The sequence below is a fragment of the Methanobrevibacter filiformis genome (genome assembly GCF_001639265.1).
GTDB lineage: Archaea > Methanobacteriota > Methanobacteria > Methanobacteriales > Methanobacteriaceae > Methanacia > Methanacia filiformis.
Map to the genome: position 1 here is coordinate 1 of NZ_LWMT01000237.1, position 18635 is coordinate 18635.

Sequence of the window (18635 nt, forward strand, 5' to 3'; positions counted from 1 at the left end):
AAAGGAAGTAAAAACACCTGACCAATACTATCTTCATGCAAAACCATAAACACCAACTCAACAAAAACTAAAAAACATTAATACTATATTACACCCCATAATATTTAAAACTAAGCATAACTAAAAAGAATCAAAAAATAATTATTGCACAGCCAAATCATTATTAAAAAAAAAAGTACTAAAAAATTAGTAAATAATTTAATATATATAAAACATTTATATTAAATATTACTATTATCATTACAATATTGCTATATCAACTAATCAAAAGTGAAGATAAAAAAATTGAAATGGTTTAAAAAATTGAAATTAAAGGATATAAAATGAAAAAAGAATAAAATAAAACAGAATAAATAAAAAATAGCTATTTATAAATTAATCATTCTTTCAATTGCATTTAATGACTTCTTAGCTATTTGTGAATCAACAGATACCTGATATTTTTCATTAATTAAAGAATCCTTGACCTTTTCAAGAGTATGTAATTTCATTGTTTTACATATTGCATCATCAAGTAAAGGAATAGCTATTTTATTAGGTATTTCTCTGTTAATTCTTGTGACTAAACCTATTTCAGTTCCTATTAGAAATTCTTTAGAATTAGAATCTTTTACTTGTGATAACATTCCCCCAGTGCTTAAAACTGCATCTGCTACATTTTGAACTTCAATATTACATTCAGGATGAGCAATAATTTCAGCATTTGGATATTCTTCTTTTTTAAAGGCAATATCTCCCATATGGAACATTTTGTGAACATAACAATGACCACCATCAGGAATAGCTATTATCTCTTTATCTGTCTGTTTTCTAACAAAGTTTGCTAGGTTACTATCAGGTCCAAAAAGAACCTGATCTGTATCTAAACTTTCAACTACTTTAGCTGCATTTGCAGAGGTACACAATATGTCTGCCTCCGCTTTAGCTTCAGCTAATGTATTTACATACAATACAACACTTGCATCAGGATATTTTTCTTTAGCTATTTTTACATCTTCTGCAGACAACATATGTGCCATTGGACATTCTGCTCCAGTATCAGGAATCAATATTTTCTTACTGGGATTTAGTATATACGCTGTTTCAGCCATGAAATCAACACCACAGAAAACAACTAAATCCTTATCTTCAATTTCAGAAGCTTTAATACACAATTTAAGAGAATCCCCTATAAAATCAGCTATTTCTTGAATTTCGCCAGCTTGATAGTTGTGTGCAAGAATAATTGCATTTTTTTCGTTTTTTAATTGAATTATATCATTTTTTAAACTTTCAGACATAATAAAACCCTTAAAATAAATATTAATTAAGACAATGATAAAATAATATGACAACAATATTATAAAATAATACAATGAATTATAATAAATAATACCATATAACTAATTAGAAGCTATTATGAACTATTATTTGAAATTATACTTAAATTATAATTTAAGATATATATAATTAATTATTATTACACCCCAGTGCACCATAAATAGTAAGCATTGAACATACTCACTAAATGATTCATATCATTAAATATTATTATCTAATAAAAATTTAACTTCATTAGCTATTTGAAGCCTGTTTTCCTCAAGTTTTGAGTAATCATTAGCCCAAACATTGATTTGCAGTTGAATACCAGTGTCTATTATTTCTTTAACAATAACTCGAGGTTTAGAATTTTTTACTGTCCAATTTAATGCACCAATTCGATCTAATGCTTTTTCATTAAACAATTTGAGATCAGTACTTAATGGAACTACCACATTTAAATCAACTCTATGCTCATCAAAAAATGTATGACTAGTATAAGGACTTTTAGACATTACAGAATTAGGAACTGTTATAATAGCGTTATCTGTAGTGATTAAAGTAGTAGTCCTAAGACCTAATTTCTCAACTTTACCCTTAACTCCATTAACTTCAACAATTTCTTCTAGTTTAACTGTTTTATCAATTAATAAAAATATACCTGACATAAAATTGGATACAATATCTTTTGCAGCAAAACCTATAGATACACCTATAATACCTAAACTTAAAATAATTCCACTTATATCTACACCAAATGATTCAAGAACAAATGATATTGCCAAAACATATACCAAATATTTGAAAAATTCAACCACAATATTCGTAACAGTAAAATCTGTGGAAAATTTAGGAGTAATTCTAAACAATATATATGAAAATATCTTTATTGCAACAAATGCCCCTATTAATATAACTATAATTTTTATTATAAACCACAAATCAAAGTAATTTAAAACATTAAACATATATCCACCATTTTCAAAAATATCACACTAAATGTTTAAAACCATAAAATCATAAGCTACTTTTGTGTTTTTAAATAGTTCACAGGCTTCTTTCAGAATATCCTCAGTATTATTATACCTTGTACTAATATGTGTCAAAACTAAGTTTTTTGCATTTGCACATTTAGCTATTAATGCTGCTTCACTTGAAGTAGAATGATTATTTTCAATAGCTTTGTTTTTATCATCTTCACAGTAAGTGGATTCATGGATTAATAAATCAGCATCTTTAGCTAAGGAAATAAGACCTTGATTCGGTCGAGTATCCCCAGAATAAACTATTTTAACACCAGATCTATCTTCACCTAAGACATCATTAGGCATCACTACCCTATCTCCAATCTTAACTTCAGACCCATTGTGCAATTTCCCAAAATCAGGTCCAGGCTTAACACCTAATTTAATAGCTTTATCTCTTAAAAAACGAGGTTTTTTCTTCTCAACAAACGAATAAGATAAATTACATACCCCATGATCAGTTTTAATAAATTGAATGGAATACTTATCATTATTAATAATTAAATTACCAGCATTCTCATTATTATTAATATTATTATTAATACTACTAATATTATTAGTATTACCATTATTAATAATACAATTATCAAAGTTGTTATTATTAGAATTAGCATTACTATTAATATTATTATTATTATTATTAGAATTATTAATATTACAATTATTATTAGAGTTTTTAGTATTAGACATTTTACCATTTACAGAATTCGCAAAATCATCAAGAGTACTACAGAAATTACCTGTTAGTTCATGGATTCTAATATCAAAATCTAAAGAACAATATCCCAACCTTAAAATAGCTGATTTTAACTGAAACAATCCAGGTGGACCGTAAATATCTAAAGGAATTTTTCTATCTCTAAAATCCATTGATTGAATTAATCCAGGTAAACCTAAGACATGATCTCCATGAAGATGAGATATAAAAATCTTATTAATTTTCATTGGGCTGATTTTAGCTATAGCTAATTGTCTTTGAGTTCCTTCACCACAATCAAATAATATAACTTCCCCAAAAGCTTTCAATGCTATTGCAGGGTGATTTCTTTGTTTAGATGGTATTGCAGAAGATGTTCCTAAAAATATAAGTTCCATTGAATCACAATTATTAATTAATTTTATAAAATAAAAAGAAAGGAATAGGATGAAAATTAAGAAAAATTGAAAGTTTAACTAAATCAAAAATTCATTAATATAACTATTGATAAACTTAATATATAAATTATAATTGTCCAATTTACATGGAAACTAAATTGCACAGAATAGCTGAAAATTACACAATAGCTACTAAGTTAAATAAAAATTATTATAATTTTGTATAATTAACAATAAACGGTTTTGAGGCATATAATGAAAAAAATAATCAAATATGCGATTGAAGAAGATGTAGGCTTTGGAGATATAACTTCAAATATATTAATACCTAAAAATAAAATAGTTAAAGGTCAAATAATAGCTAAAAGTAAAGGAATGATGGCTGGAGTAGAGATAGCAAGAAAGATATTTGAAGAGCATAATATAAAAACAAATATTTTAAAAAAAGATGGTGAAACCATAGTGCCACATGATACAATTCTAGAAATTGAAGGCACAGGACAAAATATTCTTAAATTAGAGAGAACTGTGTTAAATATAATAATGAGAATGAGTGGAATAGCTACAATAACCCATAACCTCCTTAAAAAAATTAGGAAAGTGAATAAAGATATTAAAATAGCTGGAACACGAAAAACACTACCAGGATTTCAGGAATTTGATAAATTAGCAATATTTATTGGAGGAGGAGATACACATAGATTACGATTAGATGATCAAGTTCTAATTAAAGATAACCATATAGCTATTACAGGATCTGTAAGTGAAGCTGTTAAACAGTGTAAAAAACAAGTTAGTTTCACTAAAAAAATTGAAGTTGAAGTTGAAAGTCTGCATGATGCAATAGATGCAGCTAAATCAAAAGCCGACATTATAATGTTGGATAATAGAAGTCCCAAAGAAATAATGGACATTATCAATGAATTATCTTATTTGAACTTACGAAAAAATGTGATAATTGAAATATCTGGTGGAATCAATGAAGAGAATATATTGGAATATGCTAAAACACCAGCTGATGTGATCTCTTTAGGATTTATTACACATTCAGTAAATAGTTTAGACTTTAGCTTAGAAATAAACATCAAATAAGTAGAACATCCTGGTTGAAATAAGTTTAATTAATTAGATATTCCTATCATTAATTTAATTGAAATTAGGACATTTTTTATTTTAATTATCATCACACAATAGTGATTTAATAAAACCAATTTTCCAAATTATGCAAACACCATAATAATGAAAATTTCAGTTAATTATTCTAATACTTATATCCCTAAACATCACAAATCTTGATGAAAACTCATGAAATTTGAATACATTTAAATACTTCTTATTACAAATAAATATGTATATCATGATGTATTTAACTAAATATATATAATTAATATGAAAAGTTAATAAAATTATAGATTTATAAAATTAAATAGATAATAGTTAATATAAAGCTACAATACATTATAATAATATTAAACTATTATATGTTTAGCTATACATTCTGATAATTATTTCAATGTGGAGTTTTTATAAATGATTTATGAAGATGAAGAACAAGAATACAATGAATCAACCGAAGAAAAAGATACTACTGAAGATTCAAAAGAAGAAATAGCTGAAAGCAATGAAAAAGATGATTCTGAATACAATGAAGAAGAATCTGAAGATGAAGAAGAGGAAGACAGTGAATCATTACCCTTTGCAAAAGCAGAAGTTGTTCGATTAATGAAACAAAATCTTGATAGCGACAAGATGATAAGAGAAAGAGTAAAAGTTGAAATGAACAACTTTTTAGGAGACGTTCTTAAAAATGTCTGCAAACAGCTAAATGAGTATCCATACACAACTATTGAGTACGAAATGCTTAAAGAATCAATTTACCCTTACACAAACATCAAAAGAATAAACCAAGAAAAAGAAAGAATATTATTACATTTGGAAGCTATTAAAGCTGATTGTAATGCATTATCTATGGATGTTCAAAAAACTCTCAAATTAAAAGATGTTGTTGAAGAAGACTCTGATTTTTCAGATGAAGTATTTGAGGACGCAGACCAGTCCCAAGCAACTCTAGATTGATAACAAAATATGATTAAAATATATGATTATTAAATAATCATATATCTAATTACTTTTATTTTAAACATTAAATTAATCTTATTTCTAAATTCAATTTGTATTATAATTTAATTCTGTTTATAACTAATTTCTATTATCCTAATATCAATATTAAAACATGCGATAATATTTTAATATTATTTATTAAATCATTTTTTTATATTCAGAATGCTTATTCTTTAGAATAGCTTTTGATCAAACTTCAAACGTTGTTTCAGATGAAACTTAGAAAAATCTTGAAAAATCTTTGATTTTTTGTTTTTAAAAGTTTGTTCAATCATCAGAAGATTCAATGATTGAAATTCCTGTTTTTAAACCTTTTAATTCTTCTTTAGTTAAAGATCTACTTTTCACACTTAAATCCATGACTTTGCTATTACCTAAAGGATCTTCAATAATAAGAGTAACTTCTAAATTACCTTTGAATACTTCTTCAATATTATATAAAATAGTCTTTCCATTTCTTTGAGATTCATCATCGGAAAAAAGAATTAAAGCTCGTTTAACTGCATCTTTAAACCTTATCAACACACCTTCGACATTAGAAACATAAGCTATTGATTTTGAACCAGGCTCGACTTTTAATCCTAATTCAGGAATAGATACTGTTGCAGATTGAGATTTTACTACTCTTGAAGAAAGATTAACCTCATTTATTTTTAACTCATATCGAATAGGATCTTTTTGATCTAAAACTATAACATCATTATGTTTGTACCCACAAGCATCACAGACCATTGAAGAGTGCATAATTTCCCCAAAATGAGGAATACTCTCAGTTTTTGTCGTGGATTTTGCAGTATTATCTCCACCACAAACAGGACAATTAATTATCATTTCATTCAATAAAACACCCCTAGCCTTATTAGATAATCATCACAGTTAAAATATTAATCAAAATAAAATATTCTGTAGTAATTAATATGTATATAAAAGGATATTAGATATAATCAAATTACTATTAACAATGCAATAATTATAAATTAGTTGAATCTAGTACTTATATATAATTAGTACCTAATTAAATTTAATATCATCATAATTATAATTACAAAAAATTAATAGTATCAATCGAAAATATCAATACAAGTTTAATGAACATGAACTTGTTATAATGTTAGATTTAATAACAATTTTTTCATTAAGTAAGCATATATTTAATAATAATGAAATATAATAAATAATATAATATTAAATAATTAAGAAATTAAAAAATAATAGTTATTTGGTTGTTAAATTTTATAATGATAAATAAAATAATTTCAACAACGATAAACTAAACTTTATTTAAATCTATTGAATTTAAAAAAAATAAAATTAAAAAAATAGCTATTACATGAATTATAATTTCTATTTAATAATATTGAATTAAAAGTTAACTAAATACTACTAAATATTACTAAATACTTTAACTAATTTACAAAAGTTAATTTATTTAATAATTATATTATTAATTGAGTATAGAATTAAATTGTAATAAAATTAACATAATATCTAAGGTGATTTGTTGTATAGTATATCTTCAGTTGAAGAACTTCAAAAACTTAACCCATATATCGTTATCGGTTGCGGAGGAGGTGGAGAAAAATTCTCTAACTTTGAGGGGATAAAAACCGTTGGATACATTGATGATGATAAAGAAAAGCAAGGAAAATCTTTTTGTGGGCATAAAGTGTCTGGTGATCTTAAAGAAACACTTAAAGAAACTAATGCTAAAAGTATTGCTGTAATGCTACCAATTGGTGCAGAAGGAACTGCTCTTAAATATGCAACTCAAGCTATTGACAATGGAAAAAACGTTGTTACTTCATTTAGATCCCTAAGTATTGATGAAAATAGATCTCTGTTGAAGTTTGCACAAGAAAAAAATGTTGTTTTAAAAGAAATTAGTCCAAAGTTAAATGTGATAAATAAACTATTTTCAATATCCACTAAAAATTGTGGTGAAATTCTTCCAAAAATATCATATAAACCAAAAGCACCTGTCGTTTTTGTTGGAGGAACTTCACAAGAATGTGGTAAAAGAACAACTACCCGACTACTTGGAAAAGAAGCTAAAGAAAGAGGAATGGAAGTAGGAGTTATATCTACAGATGAAATGGGGTTAGAACAGCCTGTAGATTTAAATTTTAGAGCAGGAAGTTTATCTGTTATGGACATTCCATCAGCATTATTACAATCTATGAAACACATTGAGGAAGAAAAATCAGTTGACATAATATTTATTGAAGGACAATCAAGTTTAACTGAAATTGGTAACCCTCACCCAAGAGGTTTATCTGCATCCATACTAATTGGAGCTTCACCTGATGCAACAATCATTTGCCACAGACCTAATCACCCTTACCGTGATCCAAGAGGCATTGAAGAAGAAATAAAAGCCGTTGAATCAATTGAACCTACTAAAGTTGTTGGTTTGTCCATTAATTTAAGGAATTGTAATGATGGAACAACAGTTGAGGATTTTGAAAAAGAATACAAATTAACATCTGGAGATATTAAAAATGGGGGAGCATCTAAACTGCTTGATGCAATACTAAAACATATTACAAAATAAATAAAAATAGCTATTTGTAAATTAATATAAATTGAATCTATCATGCCATGATTTACAGTTATATACTAAAATTACAATTGAATAACTAAAAATAAAAACAATCAAAGACAAATTACCACTAAAAATACACAAATAAACAATCATGGGAGAAAATAATATGAATTTTATTGATAGTCTTAAAAGAAGTATTGGAATGGAAGAAAAAAGTTTAAAACCAGATATTGAAAAAGAGTTAAAAGAAGACAGTTATGATGACAATGGAGGTTACATAACTCCAGAACAATCGTTTTATGAAATTCTATTATTTAGACCTAAAATCCAGGATGACATTGATTATGTGGTTGATCAAATAGTTGAAGAACAAAATCCTGTAATTGTAGATATAGCTTATCTTGAAGAATATGAAGAAGGAACTATTCAAAAAGTAAGCGATACATTAAAAATATTAAAAGAAGAATATAGAACAGAAGTTATACTTCTATGTAAAAATGAAGAAAAACATATGCTGTTAATCTCACCACCAAGGGTTAAAATATTAAAAAAAGAGTAAATTCCCAAGCTTTTAATAAGGTTACAACTTTTAGAAAAATATTTTAAATATCATTAATTAATCTAACCAAATCTTCTTTTTCATATCCTAATTTTATAAATAACTTTGAAATTGAATCAATATCCTCAGAATTAAGGACTTCATTCCACTTTTTAAAATCATTACTTAATATTGTTTTAAGCAATAACTCTATTGTAACAAGTGTATCACTGTCAATAGCTATAAGTAAATCATCATTAGCAAAGTAGTTATTAGAATCTAATAGCTGAAAGCTTTCATCTAAACTATCTCTTTGAATAATGCCGTATTTTAATTCAAACACCATAATTATTTCTCCCCAGCATGATTATTATTGAAATATTAAATAGTTGTGTTGTCCCTTTTAGAGGTACATATAATATATATCAATCAAACTATTTATATCTTTTGAACTTTATATAAAAAAAGAAAATATGTTAATGATAATAATTAAAATATTCTTTAATAACTAATTCATAATAATTAAAAAATCACAGAACACAAACCATGACAGAAGCTAATGGAAAGTAATGAAAACTAAAGAATAAAAAACAAAATTATCCAATATTTTTCACAGCTTCATAACCCATCTCAATAGCATTTAAATTCATTTCATGAAAAGTAGATCTTAGATTACTTTTCATTGATTCAATTATCGATTTTTTTGATAAAATAAAATCATTATTAGCTATTGCAGAACCTAAAAGAACCATATTTAATGTTACAATGCTTCCTACATCTTCAGCTATTTTATTAGCATCAATTGGGAAAGTATACTCATAATTATCTTTCAAAATAGCTATTAGTTTTTCAATATTAGGATAATCATTTGTTTGAGAGTTTATATTAGATGGAACAATTGGACGAATATTAAATATTAATTTAGTATCATTGTTTGCCTTATTTAAGCTTCTTACAATTTCAATAGGTTCAAAGCCCAAAATCAGATTTGCACAGTGAGATTCTATAACTGAACTTTTATAATCTCCAATTTTAAGTTCTGTTGAAACAATCCCTCCTCTTTGAGACATTCCATGGATTTCACTCATAGAAACATTATATCCTTCATTCATAGCAGCTTCACCAATTATTACAGAAGTTTTAATAATTCCTTGTCCACCAACACCACAAATGAAAATATTATATGAATCATCCATTAATATCACCTAAAATAATTTCAAAAAACATTATGAACTCCTCTTAACTTTAATAGCTTTTGATTTACACATTTGAACACATGTAGTACATCCTCTACATGCACTTGAATCAATAACTGATTTATTACTAATTATAGAAATCGCGGGGCATGCTAAAAGATTTACACAATCAAAACAGTCAGTACACTTATTATAATCAATTTCCATAGAATATTTCTTTTTCTGAGATTTAACAAAAACACAAGGATATTTAGCTATTATAACTGACACACCATCGAATTCAATAGCTTCCTTATAAGTTTCTACAGTTTTTTTCATATTAATAGGATTTATAATTCTAACAAATTTAGCTCCAATAGCTATAGCTATATCTACAATTGGTATTTCTGGTGCATCATCACCTACTCCATCAACAGGAACACCAGGATTTGGCTGTCCACCAGTCATTGCAGTTATCCTATTATCTAATATCGTAACAACAAAGTTAGATTTATTATGAACTGCATTTATAAGAGGTGAAACCCCAGAATGGAAGAATGTTGAATCTCCAATAAAACTTAAAACTTTTTGATTAGTAGCCTTTGAAAAGCCACAACCATCTCCAATACTTGCACCCATAGAAAGAGAGTAATCAGCTGTCTCATATGGCGGATTAATACCTAATGTATAACATCCTATGTCAGATGCATAAATTACATCCTTCTCAGCAATATCAAGTTCTTCAACAGCTCTTTTAACTGCAAAATAAGTAGCTCTATGCCCACAACCTGCACAAAAAGTAGGTGGACGAAGAGGTAAACTTTCAATTAAATCATTTAATTCTTTATTATAATTCCAAGTATCTTCATAACTACCAGTAGGATTAAACGAGTCATATGATTCATTGTTAAATTTAGCTATTAAATTTTTAAGTAAATTAAAATCAATACCTGAAGAACATTTATTTACAAGATCTGAAGTGGAATTTGAATCTGTAAAATTTACACCAATAGATTTGATACCAGCAAATACTTTATTTAAAGAGTTTCTAACAATATCTGGATTAAATTCATATATTAATGGAAAAACATTATTTAATTTACCAAAAACAACAACATTTAAATTAAATTCAGCAATAATAGCTAAAACATCTTTTTCGATTATAGGATCTACTTCTTCAGCTACAAAAATAGCGCTTTTATCCTTAATAAATTCTAGAAATGCTTTTCTTGGAAATGGGTATGAAAAACCTAATTTAAATATATCTAATCCTAAATTATCCTTAACAACCACATCATAAACATAATTAAAAGCACTCCCACTAGTAATAACTCCAAAATTACCATAGCTATTATTTTCATTGAATTTAAAGATTTTATTAAACTCATGCCTATTAGCTATTTCTTCAATTTTGTTGATTTTAAAAACTAGCTCTTTATGCATAACTAAAGCATTTTCTGGAACTGGAATAAATTGTTTAGGATTTTTCTCAAATCTTCCTTTTGTCCAATATACATTTGAGTCCACATTACTACTAATCTCCTTATTATTAATATTATCAGTGTTAGTATTATTAATATTATTATTAGTATTGCTATGAGTATTATTAATATTAATTTCTCCAATTTCTACTATTCCCCTCATATGAGAAACACGAGTTGTTGTACGAACAATAACTGGAAGTTTAAACATTTCTGAAAGTTCAAATCCATATATCACCATATCTTTAATTTCTTGAGGATTGGAAGGTTCTAAAACTGGAACATTAGCTATGCGAGCATAATTACGATTATCTTGCTCATTTTGAGATGAAAACATTGAAGGGTCATCAGCAGTTAAGACAACCATTCCTCCTTTAACTCCAGTGTATGCAACAGACATGAAAGAATCAGATGCTACATTTAAACCAACATGTTTCATAAAAGTAAAAGATCTAAGACCTGAAGCTGCAGCTGCTGCAACAACCTCCATGGCAACTTTTTCATTTACTGAAAATTCAAAATATATATTAGAATCCTTAGCCAGAACCGAAAACAAATCCCCAATTTCAGATGAGGGAGTTCCAGGATAGGTTGATGCCACTGATATTCCTGCTTCAATAGCACCTCGAACAGCAGCCTCATTACCTAAAAGAAAAAGATTCTCATTATTTCCACTGATTAATTTTTTAAGCTCCATCAAGACACCCTACTTTAATGAAATTAACTCATTATATGTTAAATTATTATAAAACAATAAATTAAGAATTAAACCGACTATTAAATAGATTAACTAAATTAATAAATATAACTAAAATAATTATTAGGAATATTATTACTAATTATTAACATTTATTATAGATATATATTATGGATATATATTATGGAAACCAAAAATAGAAATAAATTATTACTAAATAATGTAAAAATTAATAAATAATAATAAAAATGATTAAAGTAATAAATAATAATAAAAGTGATAAAAGTAATAAATAATGATAAAAGTAATAAAAAATTATTTATTCATGAAATTACAAAATTCTATAAGAAAGCAATGATATGATTGATATGATAAACTAAACATTAGTATAATAGTGAAAATATTATTTTAACTAAGTTCGAGGATTATGATGATTAATATAGATGTTTTAAGGTTTGATTGTGCAAGAGATACTAAACCTTATTTTGAAAAATTCAAAGTTGATAAAAAAAGAAAGATGAAAGTATTAGATGCATTGAATTATATTAATGAAAAGTATGATGCTAATTTAGGATTTAGAAGTTCATGTAGAGCAGGACAATGTGGATCTTGCGGATTAAAAGTTAATGGAGAAGTTAAATTAGGATGTAAAAGTGAAATAAACGATGGTGATAAAATTGAACCTATGAACTTTCCAGTTATTAAAGATTTAATTGTAGATAAACAATTTATTGAAGATAAAGTAAAAGATATGGACTTTTTCTTAGAAACCTGTGAAAATGATCCTGATTCTTGTTCAGACAATAGAGAATTATCCAAAAATCAGTGCCTAAATGAGCCTCAAATCATATTTAACAACACATGTAGCGATACTAAGAAAGTTAGAACTTGTATAGAATGTTACTCTTGTTTATCTGCATGTCCTGTTTTAAAAGAAACAAAAGAGTTTTTAGGACCCTATTTCATGAGATATATATCAAAATTTGATTTTGATCCTCGAGATATTGGACATAGAACTGAAGAAAGCATAACCACTGGACTTTATTCATGTACAAGTTGTGGAAAATGTGGAGAAGTTTGTCCAAAAGAAATTAACAGTTTTGGAGATGCAATAGAAAAATTAAGAGAGATAGCTTACAATAAAGATTTAGGTCCGCTTGAACCACACAAAAAACTAAAAGAACTTATAGAAAAAACTGGAAGATCTATAGAACCATTAGAAGAAAGTTTTATTGAAGTAATAGCGAAAAAAAAATATTCTGACAATTCAACTCAAATTAAAGAACCAAATAATAAAATAGGAATATTTACTGGATGTATGGTAGATTATCGACTACAAGATGTTGGGTTTGCACTCATGGATGTTTTAAGTAAAAATGGTGTGGAAGCCGAAGTTATAGAGGGGCAGGTATGCTGTGGATCCCCATTACTTAGAACTGGACAAACTAGCGCAGTTAATGATCTTGTTAAGAAAAATGAAAAAGCAATGAAAGAATATGATCTAATATTAACAGTATGTGCTGGATGTGGAGCCACATTAAAAAATGATTATCCAAAATATGGTGTTAATCTTAATGTACAAGACATTAGTGAATTTCTTGTAGATAAGTTAAATACTAATGATATGATACCACTTAATTTAAAGGTCACCTATCATGATCCTTGTCACCTTGTAAGAGGTCAGAATATTTCTAAACAACCTCGTGAAATACTTAATAAAATAAAAGGAGTTGAGTTCATTGAGATGGAAATTCCTGATCAATGCTGTGGTGCTGGAGGAGGAGTAAAATCTGGAAAACCAGAAATTGCTAAAAAATTAGGTGAAGAAAAGGCAAAAATGGTTGAAAAATTAAATGTAGATGCTGTGATAACTATCTGCCCCTTTTGTCAATACAATATTCAAGATTCCTTAGACAGTCAAAATTTAGAGAACATTAAAGTTATAAACATTCTAGAATTATTAAAGCGTAGTTATGAACCTATCAAAAAATAATAATAAAATATGAAAATCAACAAATAAAATCAATAAATTAAAATGAATTGAAATAGCTATTAAGGAGGGGATTTCGTAGGAGATACTGCATCAGTAGAAGAAATTATTATTGATAATGATAATAATTACCTTAATAAAAGTGAAGAAGAAATTGATAAAAAGGAGGAAGCAAAAACAAAATCAAAAGCGAAAAAAGAAGCTATTGAAAATATGAATGATATGAATGCTTCAGAACATATAATGAATTATCAAAAAAATATTTTTATAGTTTTTATAGAATGTGAAACATCTGGAAATGTTGGTTTTTTAGCCAGAGCTATGGCAAATTTTGGAATTGAAAATTTAGTTCTCATTAATCCATGTGAATTAGATAAAAGTGCTTATTTTCAAGCTATGCATGGAAAATATGTTGTAGAAAATAGTAAAACATATGGAACCATTGAAGAGTTCTTAAAAACAGAACACATTGATTTCATTGTAGGATCTACTGGAACTCCTGGTGGAAGCTACAATCTATCACGTATCCCCATAACACCTGAAAAATTAAGTGAAACAATTAATTTAAACACTAAAATAGCTATTTTATTTGGAAGAGAAGGTAACGGTTTGTATAATAATGAAATAAACCTCTGTGATATAATTGTAAGTATTCCTACAAATGAAAACTACCCAATTATGAATATAAGTCACGCAGCAGCCATTATATTCTATGAACTATTTAAAAACAAAAATCAATTCCCAGTAGAAGGATTAGAAGAGTCCACATTACTTGAAAAAGAATATTTACTGAAAGATCTTAAAGAAATTATAAATACATTAGATATTCCAGAGCATAAAGAAAAAACAAATTTAAAAGCATTTAAAAACATCATAAACAGAGCTTTTATAACTGGAAGAGAATCACATACATTAAAAGGACTTTTTAGGAAAATAAAAATAAAATTACAAGAAATAGAAAAATAAAAGAAATAAAAAATAGAGCATATTTATAAATAAAGTTGATTTAACCATTAATAACACTTAATTAAATACCAATTTAACTAGTCAATACTAAAACTTAATTAAATACTAATTTAACTAATATTCCATTAGATAATAGATTATAATAACCTAATAATACAGAGGATTACAATGACAATTTTAAGTGACAAAAGCATAAAAGAACATCTCAAATCTGGAAAAATAATCGTGGACCCTATAAAAGACTTTGATAATCAAATACAACCATCTTCAGTTGATATGAGAATAGGAAATGAATTTAAAACATTCCGTACAGTACAAAAACCATGTATTGACCCAAAAGATGAAAGTGATATTGATTCATATATGGAAAATATTTATATTAAAGATGATGAATCATTCATAATTCATCCAAATGAGTTTGCATTAGCTACAACCTACGAAACTGTGAAAATTCCTGATGATTTAGTAGCCAGAGTAGAAGGAAGATCATCAATGGGGAGACTTGGAATAACCATGCATGTAACAGCAGGATTCATAGATCCTGGATTTCATGGAAAAATAACCTTAGAAATCTCAAATATTGGTAAAATGCCTGTTGCATTGTATCCTGGACAAAGAGTATGTCAGATAGTATTTGAAACTATGACATCACCTGCAGAAAGACCTTATGGTCACCCAGATAGAGACAGTAAATATATGGGACAAAAACATCCAGAAAGTAGTCGTGTGAAATTAGACTATGACTTACAGAAATAAATGAATTAAAAATAATAAATTAATAATTAAATATAATTAATGTAAAAAATAATAAATAAGTTAATAATTAATATGTAATAAACTTGATTGAATTATGAGGTTTTTTATGAATCATGACAAAATGACTAATATCAGCGTTAAAAGAGGATTTTTATGGCCTTCGTTTGAAATATATTCTGGTGTTGCAGGATTTACAGACTATGGACCACTAGGTGCGATTTTAAAAAATAATATAATGCAAAAATGGAGAAAGCAATACATAACAGAAGAAGGGTTCTACGAAATAGAAAGTCCAACTGTGAGTCCAGAAGAAGTACTTAGAGCATCAGGACATGTGAATAATTTTACAGACCCAATGACACAATGTGTAAATTGTAAAGACGTTTTTAGAGCAGACCATATTATTGAAGAGCAAATTAAAAAAGAAGTAGATGGTCTTGATAATGATGATCTTGATAAATTAATTAAAGAAGAAGAAATTCAATGCCCTAATTGTGGAGATAAGTTAACTGAGATATGGAATTACAATTTAATGTTTAAAACAAAAATTGGTGCTAAAGGAGATAAAATCGGATATATGCGTCCAGAAACAGCACAAGGAATATTTATACAATTTAAACGTCTTTCACGATTTTTTAAAAATAAGTTACCTTTTGGTGTTGTTCAACTTGGAAAAGCATATCGTAATGAAATCTCTCCAAGACAAGGAGTTATTAGACTTAGAGAATTCACACAAGCAGAAGCAGAAATATTTGTTAATCCTAAATATAAAACTCACCCTAAATTCTCCAAAATAAAAGATGTTGAAATGGTTTTAAATTCTGCAGTTACTCAAATTAAAAATGAATCCCCATTAACTATAACCGCAAAAGAAGCTGTTGATAAAGGAATAGTAGCTAATGAAATATTAGTATATCAAATATACTTAGCTAAAAAGTTCTTAAATGAGCTTGGAATTCCTGACAAATTCCTTAGATTTAGACAGCATATGCCAAATGAAATGGCTCATTATGCACTTGATTGTTGGGATGTAGAAGTTAAAACTGATAGATATGGATGGGTTGAAATAATTGGTATAGCTGATAGAGGAGATTATGATTTATTAGCCCATTCTAAACACAGCAATGAAGATTTAAACATATATATTCAATATGATGAACCTAAAACCCAAACAAAAGAGTATATTAAGCCAAGTATGAATACATTTGGACCTAAATTCAAACAAAATGCTCCAGCAATTATTAAAAAATTAGAAAATTTAAATGTAGATCTTGTTAAAAAGGAAATAGAAAATAATGGAAAATATATAATTAAAATTAATAATTCATCATTTGAAATTTTAGCAACAGATGTGGAATTTGTGGAAAAAACTGAAGAAGTAAAAGGAGAAAAAATAACTCCTCATGTTATTGAACCCTCCTTTGGTATTGATCGTATAATCTATGCAGTACTCATACATTCTTTCCACGAAGCTGAAAATAAAGAGGATAAAGATTATTTCAAATTAAAACCCAATATCGCACCAATACAAGTTAGTGTTTTCCCACTTCTCAATAAAAAGGAGTTAAATGAAATAGCTATTAAAATAGTAGAAGAACTTAGAAATTATGGTCTTAATGTGGATTATGACACCTCAGGAACAATTGGTAAACGTTATGCACGTTGCGATGAAATTGGAGTTCCAATAGCTATTACAATTGATTTCGATACCTTAGAAAACAATTCTGTGACAATACGTAATAGAGACGATGAAACACAAGAAAGAATAGATATTGATGAAATTAAAACTAAAATAGATAAAGTAATGAAAAGTTAATATTTAAATTAAATTTAATATTTAATTAATAGTGATTTAATTACTACTTTAACTACTCTTAATTATTACATTTCTATTTATCATAACAACTAATTTTTTCTCCTTTTTCTTTATAATAATCTATAAGATCATTAGCCCACTTAATAGAATTTTCGGAACTAGAAAATAGCATGTTTAGATTATCATAAATTCCTATCAAATCATTTAAGCCTAATGAAATAGATTTATCTGAAGAAGTTAAAAATAAATTAAGAACATCCTCATCAATTATCCATACATCTAAATATTTTAATTTATCATGATAATTATCCAAAATATGTTCGAAAATATTAGGAATTGTGACAATTTCTAGTTTTGGTAAATTGAGTCCTAGTTGATTAAATAAAGGATTTAAATAGTCAGAAGAGAAAAAAGGTAATACTAATTTTAATTTTTCACTTTTAGAGAAAATATTTCCATAAATTTTAGGTACTTTGAAAATATCACTTTGACTACAAGTTATACATTCTACATCATCCAAATAATAAATATTATTGAAAAAATCAAGAGGAATTCCACTTATATCATGATTTTTCCAAAAATTATCCTGATTTTTAATGAACATGAAATTATTAACTAGTTTTACTAAATTTAATGAAATTATATAACCTAAAGAAGTTAAAAAATAATACTTATTCTTTTTAAAAACTAAATTAACATTTTCAAGCTCTTTAAGTCCATGAGATAAAGATGCTGAAGGCTTTTTAAAATATTTCCTTATCTCTTCCAAGTTTTTACCATTGTTATTTAACAAAAATATTAATAAGCTACTTTTAATTTTTGAAGTTAAAAAGAATTTAGAATGGTTAAATAAGCAATCTTCAACATAAGCAACAAGTTTTTCATTATTATTAATTTCATCAAAGTTAATACTATTACTTTTATTAAATTTATTATCAAAATATTTATCATTTATAATCTCTTTCATAAAAACACCTAAAATTAATAAAATTAGTATGTATATTTAAAGGAGATCTTCCATAATTCATTGATTAGTTAATTGATATTTATTGGTTTATATTGTGATGATGAAGTAATATTAAGTTAAAATAAGGATTATTATTTAGTTTATTGGGTTTTAAGTGGGTTATGTTT

General features: G+C 26.6%; 16 protein-coding genes. 8 read left to right on the top strand and 8 right to left on the bottom strand.

All coding sequences use genetic code 11. The annotated features are described in order from the left end of the window. Positions 1 to 368: 368 nt before the first annotated feature. From nadA to MBFIL_RS06510, 3 genes are all read right to left on the bottom strand, one after another. Entirely contained in the window at positions 369 to 1280 is a 912-nt protein-coding gene (nadA, locus tag MBFIL_RS06500; protein WP_066972764.1) for a quinolinate synthase NadA, read from the bottom strand. A 240-nt stretch (positions 1281 to 1520) separates the two neighbouring features. Beyond that, on the bottom strand, positions 1521 to 2267 hold the full coding sequence (locus MBFIL_RS06505; protein WP_066972765.1) for a mechanosensitive ion channel family protein: 747 nt from the start codon (positions 2265 to 2267) through the stop codon (positions 1521 to 1523). Positions 2268 to 2294: 27 nt separating this feature from the next. Beyond that, on the bottom strand, positions 2295 to 3419 hold the full coding sequence (locus tag MBFIL_RS06510; protein WP_066972771.1) for a ribonuclease Z: 1125 nt from the start codon (positions 3417 to 3419) through the stop codon (positions 2295 to 2297). Between the two features lie 255 nt (positions 3420 to 3674). Here MBFIL_RS06510 and nadC point away from each other — a divergent pair, with 255 nt between their 5' ends. Both nadC and MBFIL_RS06520 read left to right on the top strand, forming a co-directional pair. Next, positions 3675 to 4511, top strand: coding sequence for a carboxylating nicotinate-nucleotide diphosphorylase (nadC, locus tag MBFIL_RS06515; RefSeq protein WP_066972777.1), 837 nt, complete (start codon positions 3675 to 3677; stop codon positions 4509 to 4511). A gap of 441 nt (positions 4512 to 4952) precedes the next feature. After that, positions 4953 to 5495, top strand: coding sequence for a hypothetical protein (locus tag MBFIL_RS06520; protein ID WP_245637470.1), 543 nt, complete (start codon positions 4953 to 4955; stop codon positions 5493 to 5495). 312 nt (positions 5496 to 5807) lie between these two features. Here MBFIL_RS06520 and MBFIL_RS06525 read toward each other — a convergent pair whose 3' ends face one another. Continuing rightward, positions 5808 to 6371, bottom strand: a complete 564-nt coding sequence (locus MBFIL_RS06525) for a ZPR1 zinc finger domain-containing protein (protein ID WP_066972803.1) — start codon at positions 6369 to 6371, stop codon at positions 5808 to 5810. Positions 6372 to 7041: 670 nt separating this feature from the next. Between MBFIL_RS06525 and MBFIL_RS06530 the strand changes: the two genes are divergently transcribed. After that, positions 7042 to 8091 (top strand): DUF1611 domain-containing protein, encoded by a 1050-nt coding sequence (locus MBFIL_RS06530; protein ID WP_066972782.1) that lies wholly within the window; start codon positions 7042 to 7044, stop codon positions 8089 to 8091. A gap of 157 nt (positions 8092 to 8248) precedes the next feature. After that, positions 8249 to 8641 carry a cell division protein SepF gene (locus MBFIL_RS06535; protein WP_084266334.1) on the top strand — a complete coding sequence of 131 codons (393 nt, stop codon included), beginning with the start codon at positions 8249 to 8251 and terminating at the stop codon, positions 8639 to 8641. Positions 8642 to 8684: 43 nt separating this feature from the next. Here the strand turns inward: MBFIL_RS06535 and MBFIL_RS06540 are convergent, their stop codons facing one another. The 3 genes from MBFIL_RS06540 to MBFIL_RS06550 all read right to left on the bottom strand — a co-directional run bounded on the left by MBFIL_RS06540 (position 8685) and on the right by MBFIL_RS06550 (position 11973). After that, complete coding sequence (locus MBFIL_RS06540) at positions 8685 to 8966, bottom strand: hypothetical protein (protein ID WP_066972784.1); 282 nt, start codon at positions 8964 to 8966, stop codon at positions 8685 to 8687. A 250-nt stretch (positions 8967 to 9216) separates the two neighbouring features. Continuing rightward, positions 9217 to 9816 (bottom strand): indolepyruvate oxidoreductase subunit beta, encoded by a 600-nt coding sequence (locus MBFIL_RS06545; RefSeq protein WP_066972786.1) that lies wholly within the window; start codon positions 9814 to 9816, stop codon positions 9217 to 9219. A gap of 30 nt (positions 9817 to 9846) precedes the next feature. Beyond that, positions 9847 to 11973 carry a thiamine pyrophosphate-dependent enzyme gene (locus MBFIL_RS06550; RefSeq protein ID WP_066972788.1) on the bottom strand — a complete coding sequence of 709 codons (2127 nt, stop codon included), beginning with the start codon at positions 11971 to 11973 and terminating at the stop codon, positions 9847 to 9849. A gap of 430 nt (positions 11974 to 12403) precedes the next feature. Here MBFIL_RS06550 and tfrB point away from each other — a divergent pair, with 430 nt between their 5' ends. The 4 genes from tfrB (at position 12404) to glyS (ending at position 17501) form a co-directional block, all read left to right on the top strand. Further along, entirely contained in the window at positions 12404 to 13966 is a 1563-nt protein-coding gene (gene tfrB / locus MBFIL_RS06555) for a fumarate reductase (CoM/CoB) subunit TfrB (RefSeq protein ID WP_066972791.1), read from the top strand. Between the two features lie 210 nt (positions 13967 to 14176). Then, positions 14177 to 14929 (top strand): TrmJ/YjtD family RNA methyltransferase, encoded by a 753-nt coding sequence (locus MBFIL_RS06560; RefSeq protein ID WP_245637469.1) that lies wholly within the window; start codon positions 14177 to 14179, stop codon positions 14927 to 14929. Between the two features lie 168 nt (positions 14930 to 15097). Then, the gene (gene dcd / locus MBFIL_RS06565; protein ID WP_066972795.1) at positions 15098 to 15685 is read left to right on the top strand and encodes a dCTP deaminase; all 588 of its coding nucleotides are present in this window, start codon (positions 15098 to 15100) and stop codon (positions 15683 to 15685) included. Between the two features lie 106 nt (positions 15686 to 15791). Continuing rightward, entirely contained in the window at positions 15792 to 17501 is a 1710-nt protein-coding gene (gene glyS, locus MBFIL_RS06570; protein WP_066972797.1) for a glycine--tRNA ligase, read from the top strand. 73 nt (positions 17502 to 17574) lie between these two features. On the opposite strand, the gene MBFIL_RS06575 is transcribed toward glyS, so the two are convergent. Continuing rightward, the gene (locus MBFIL_RS06575; protein ID WP_066972799.1) at positions 17575 to 18468 is read right to left on the bottom strand and encodes a helix-turn-helix transcriptional regulator; all 894 of its coding nucleotides are present in this window, start codon (positions 18466 to 18468) and stop codon (positions 17575 to 17577) included. Positions 18469 to 18635: the final 167 nt, after the last annotated feature.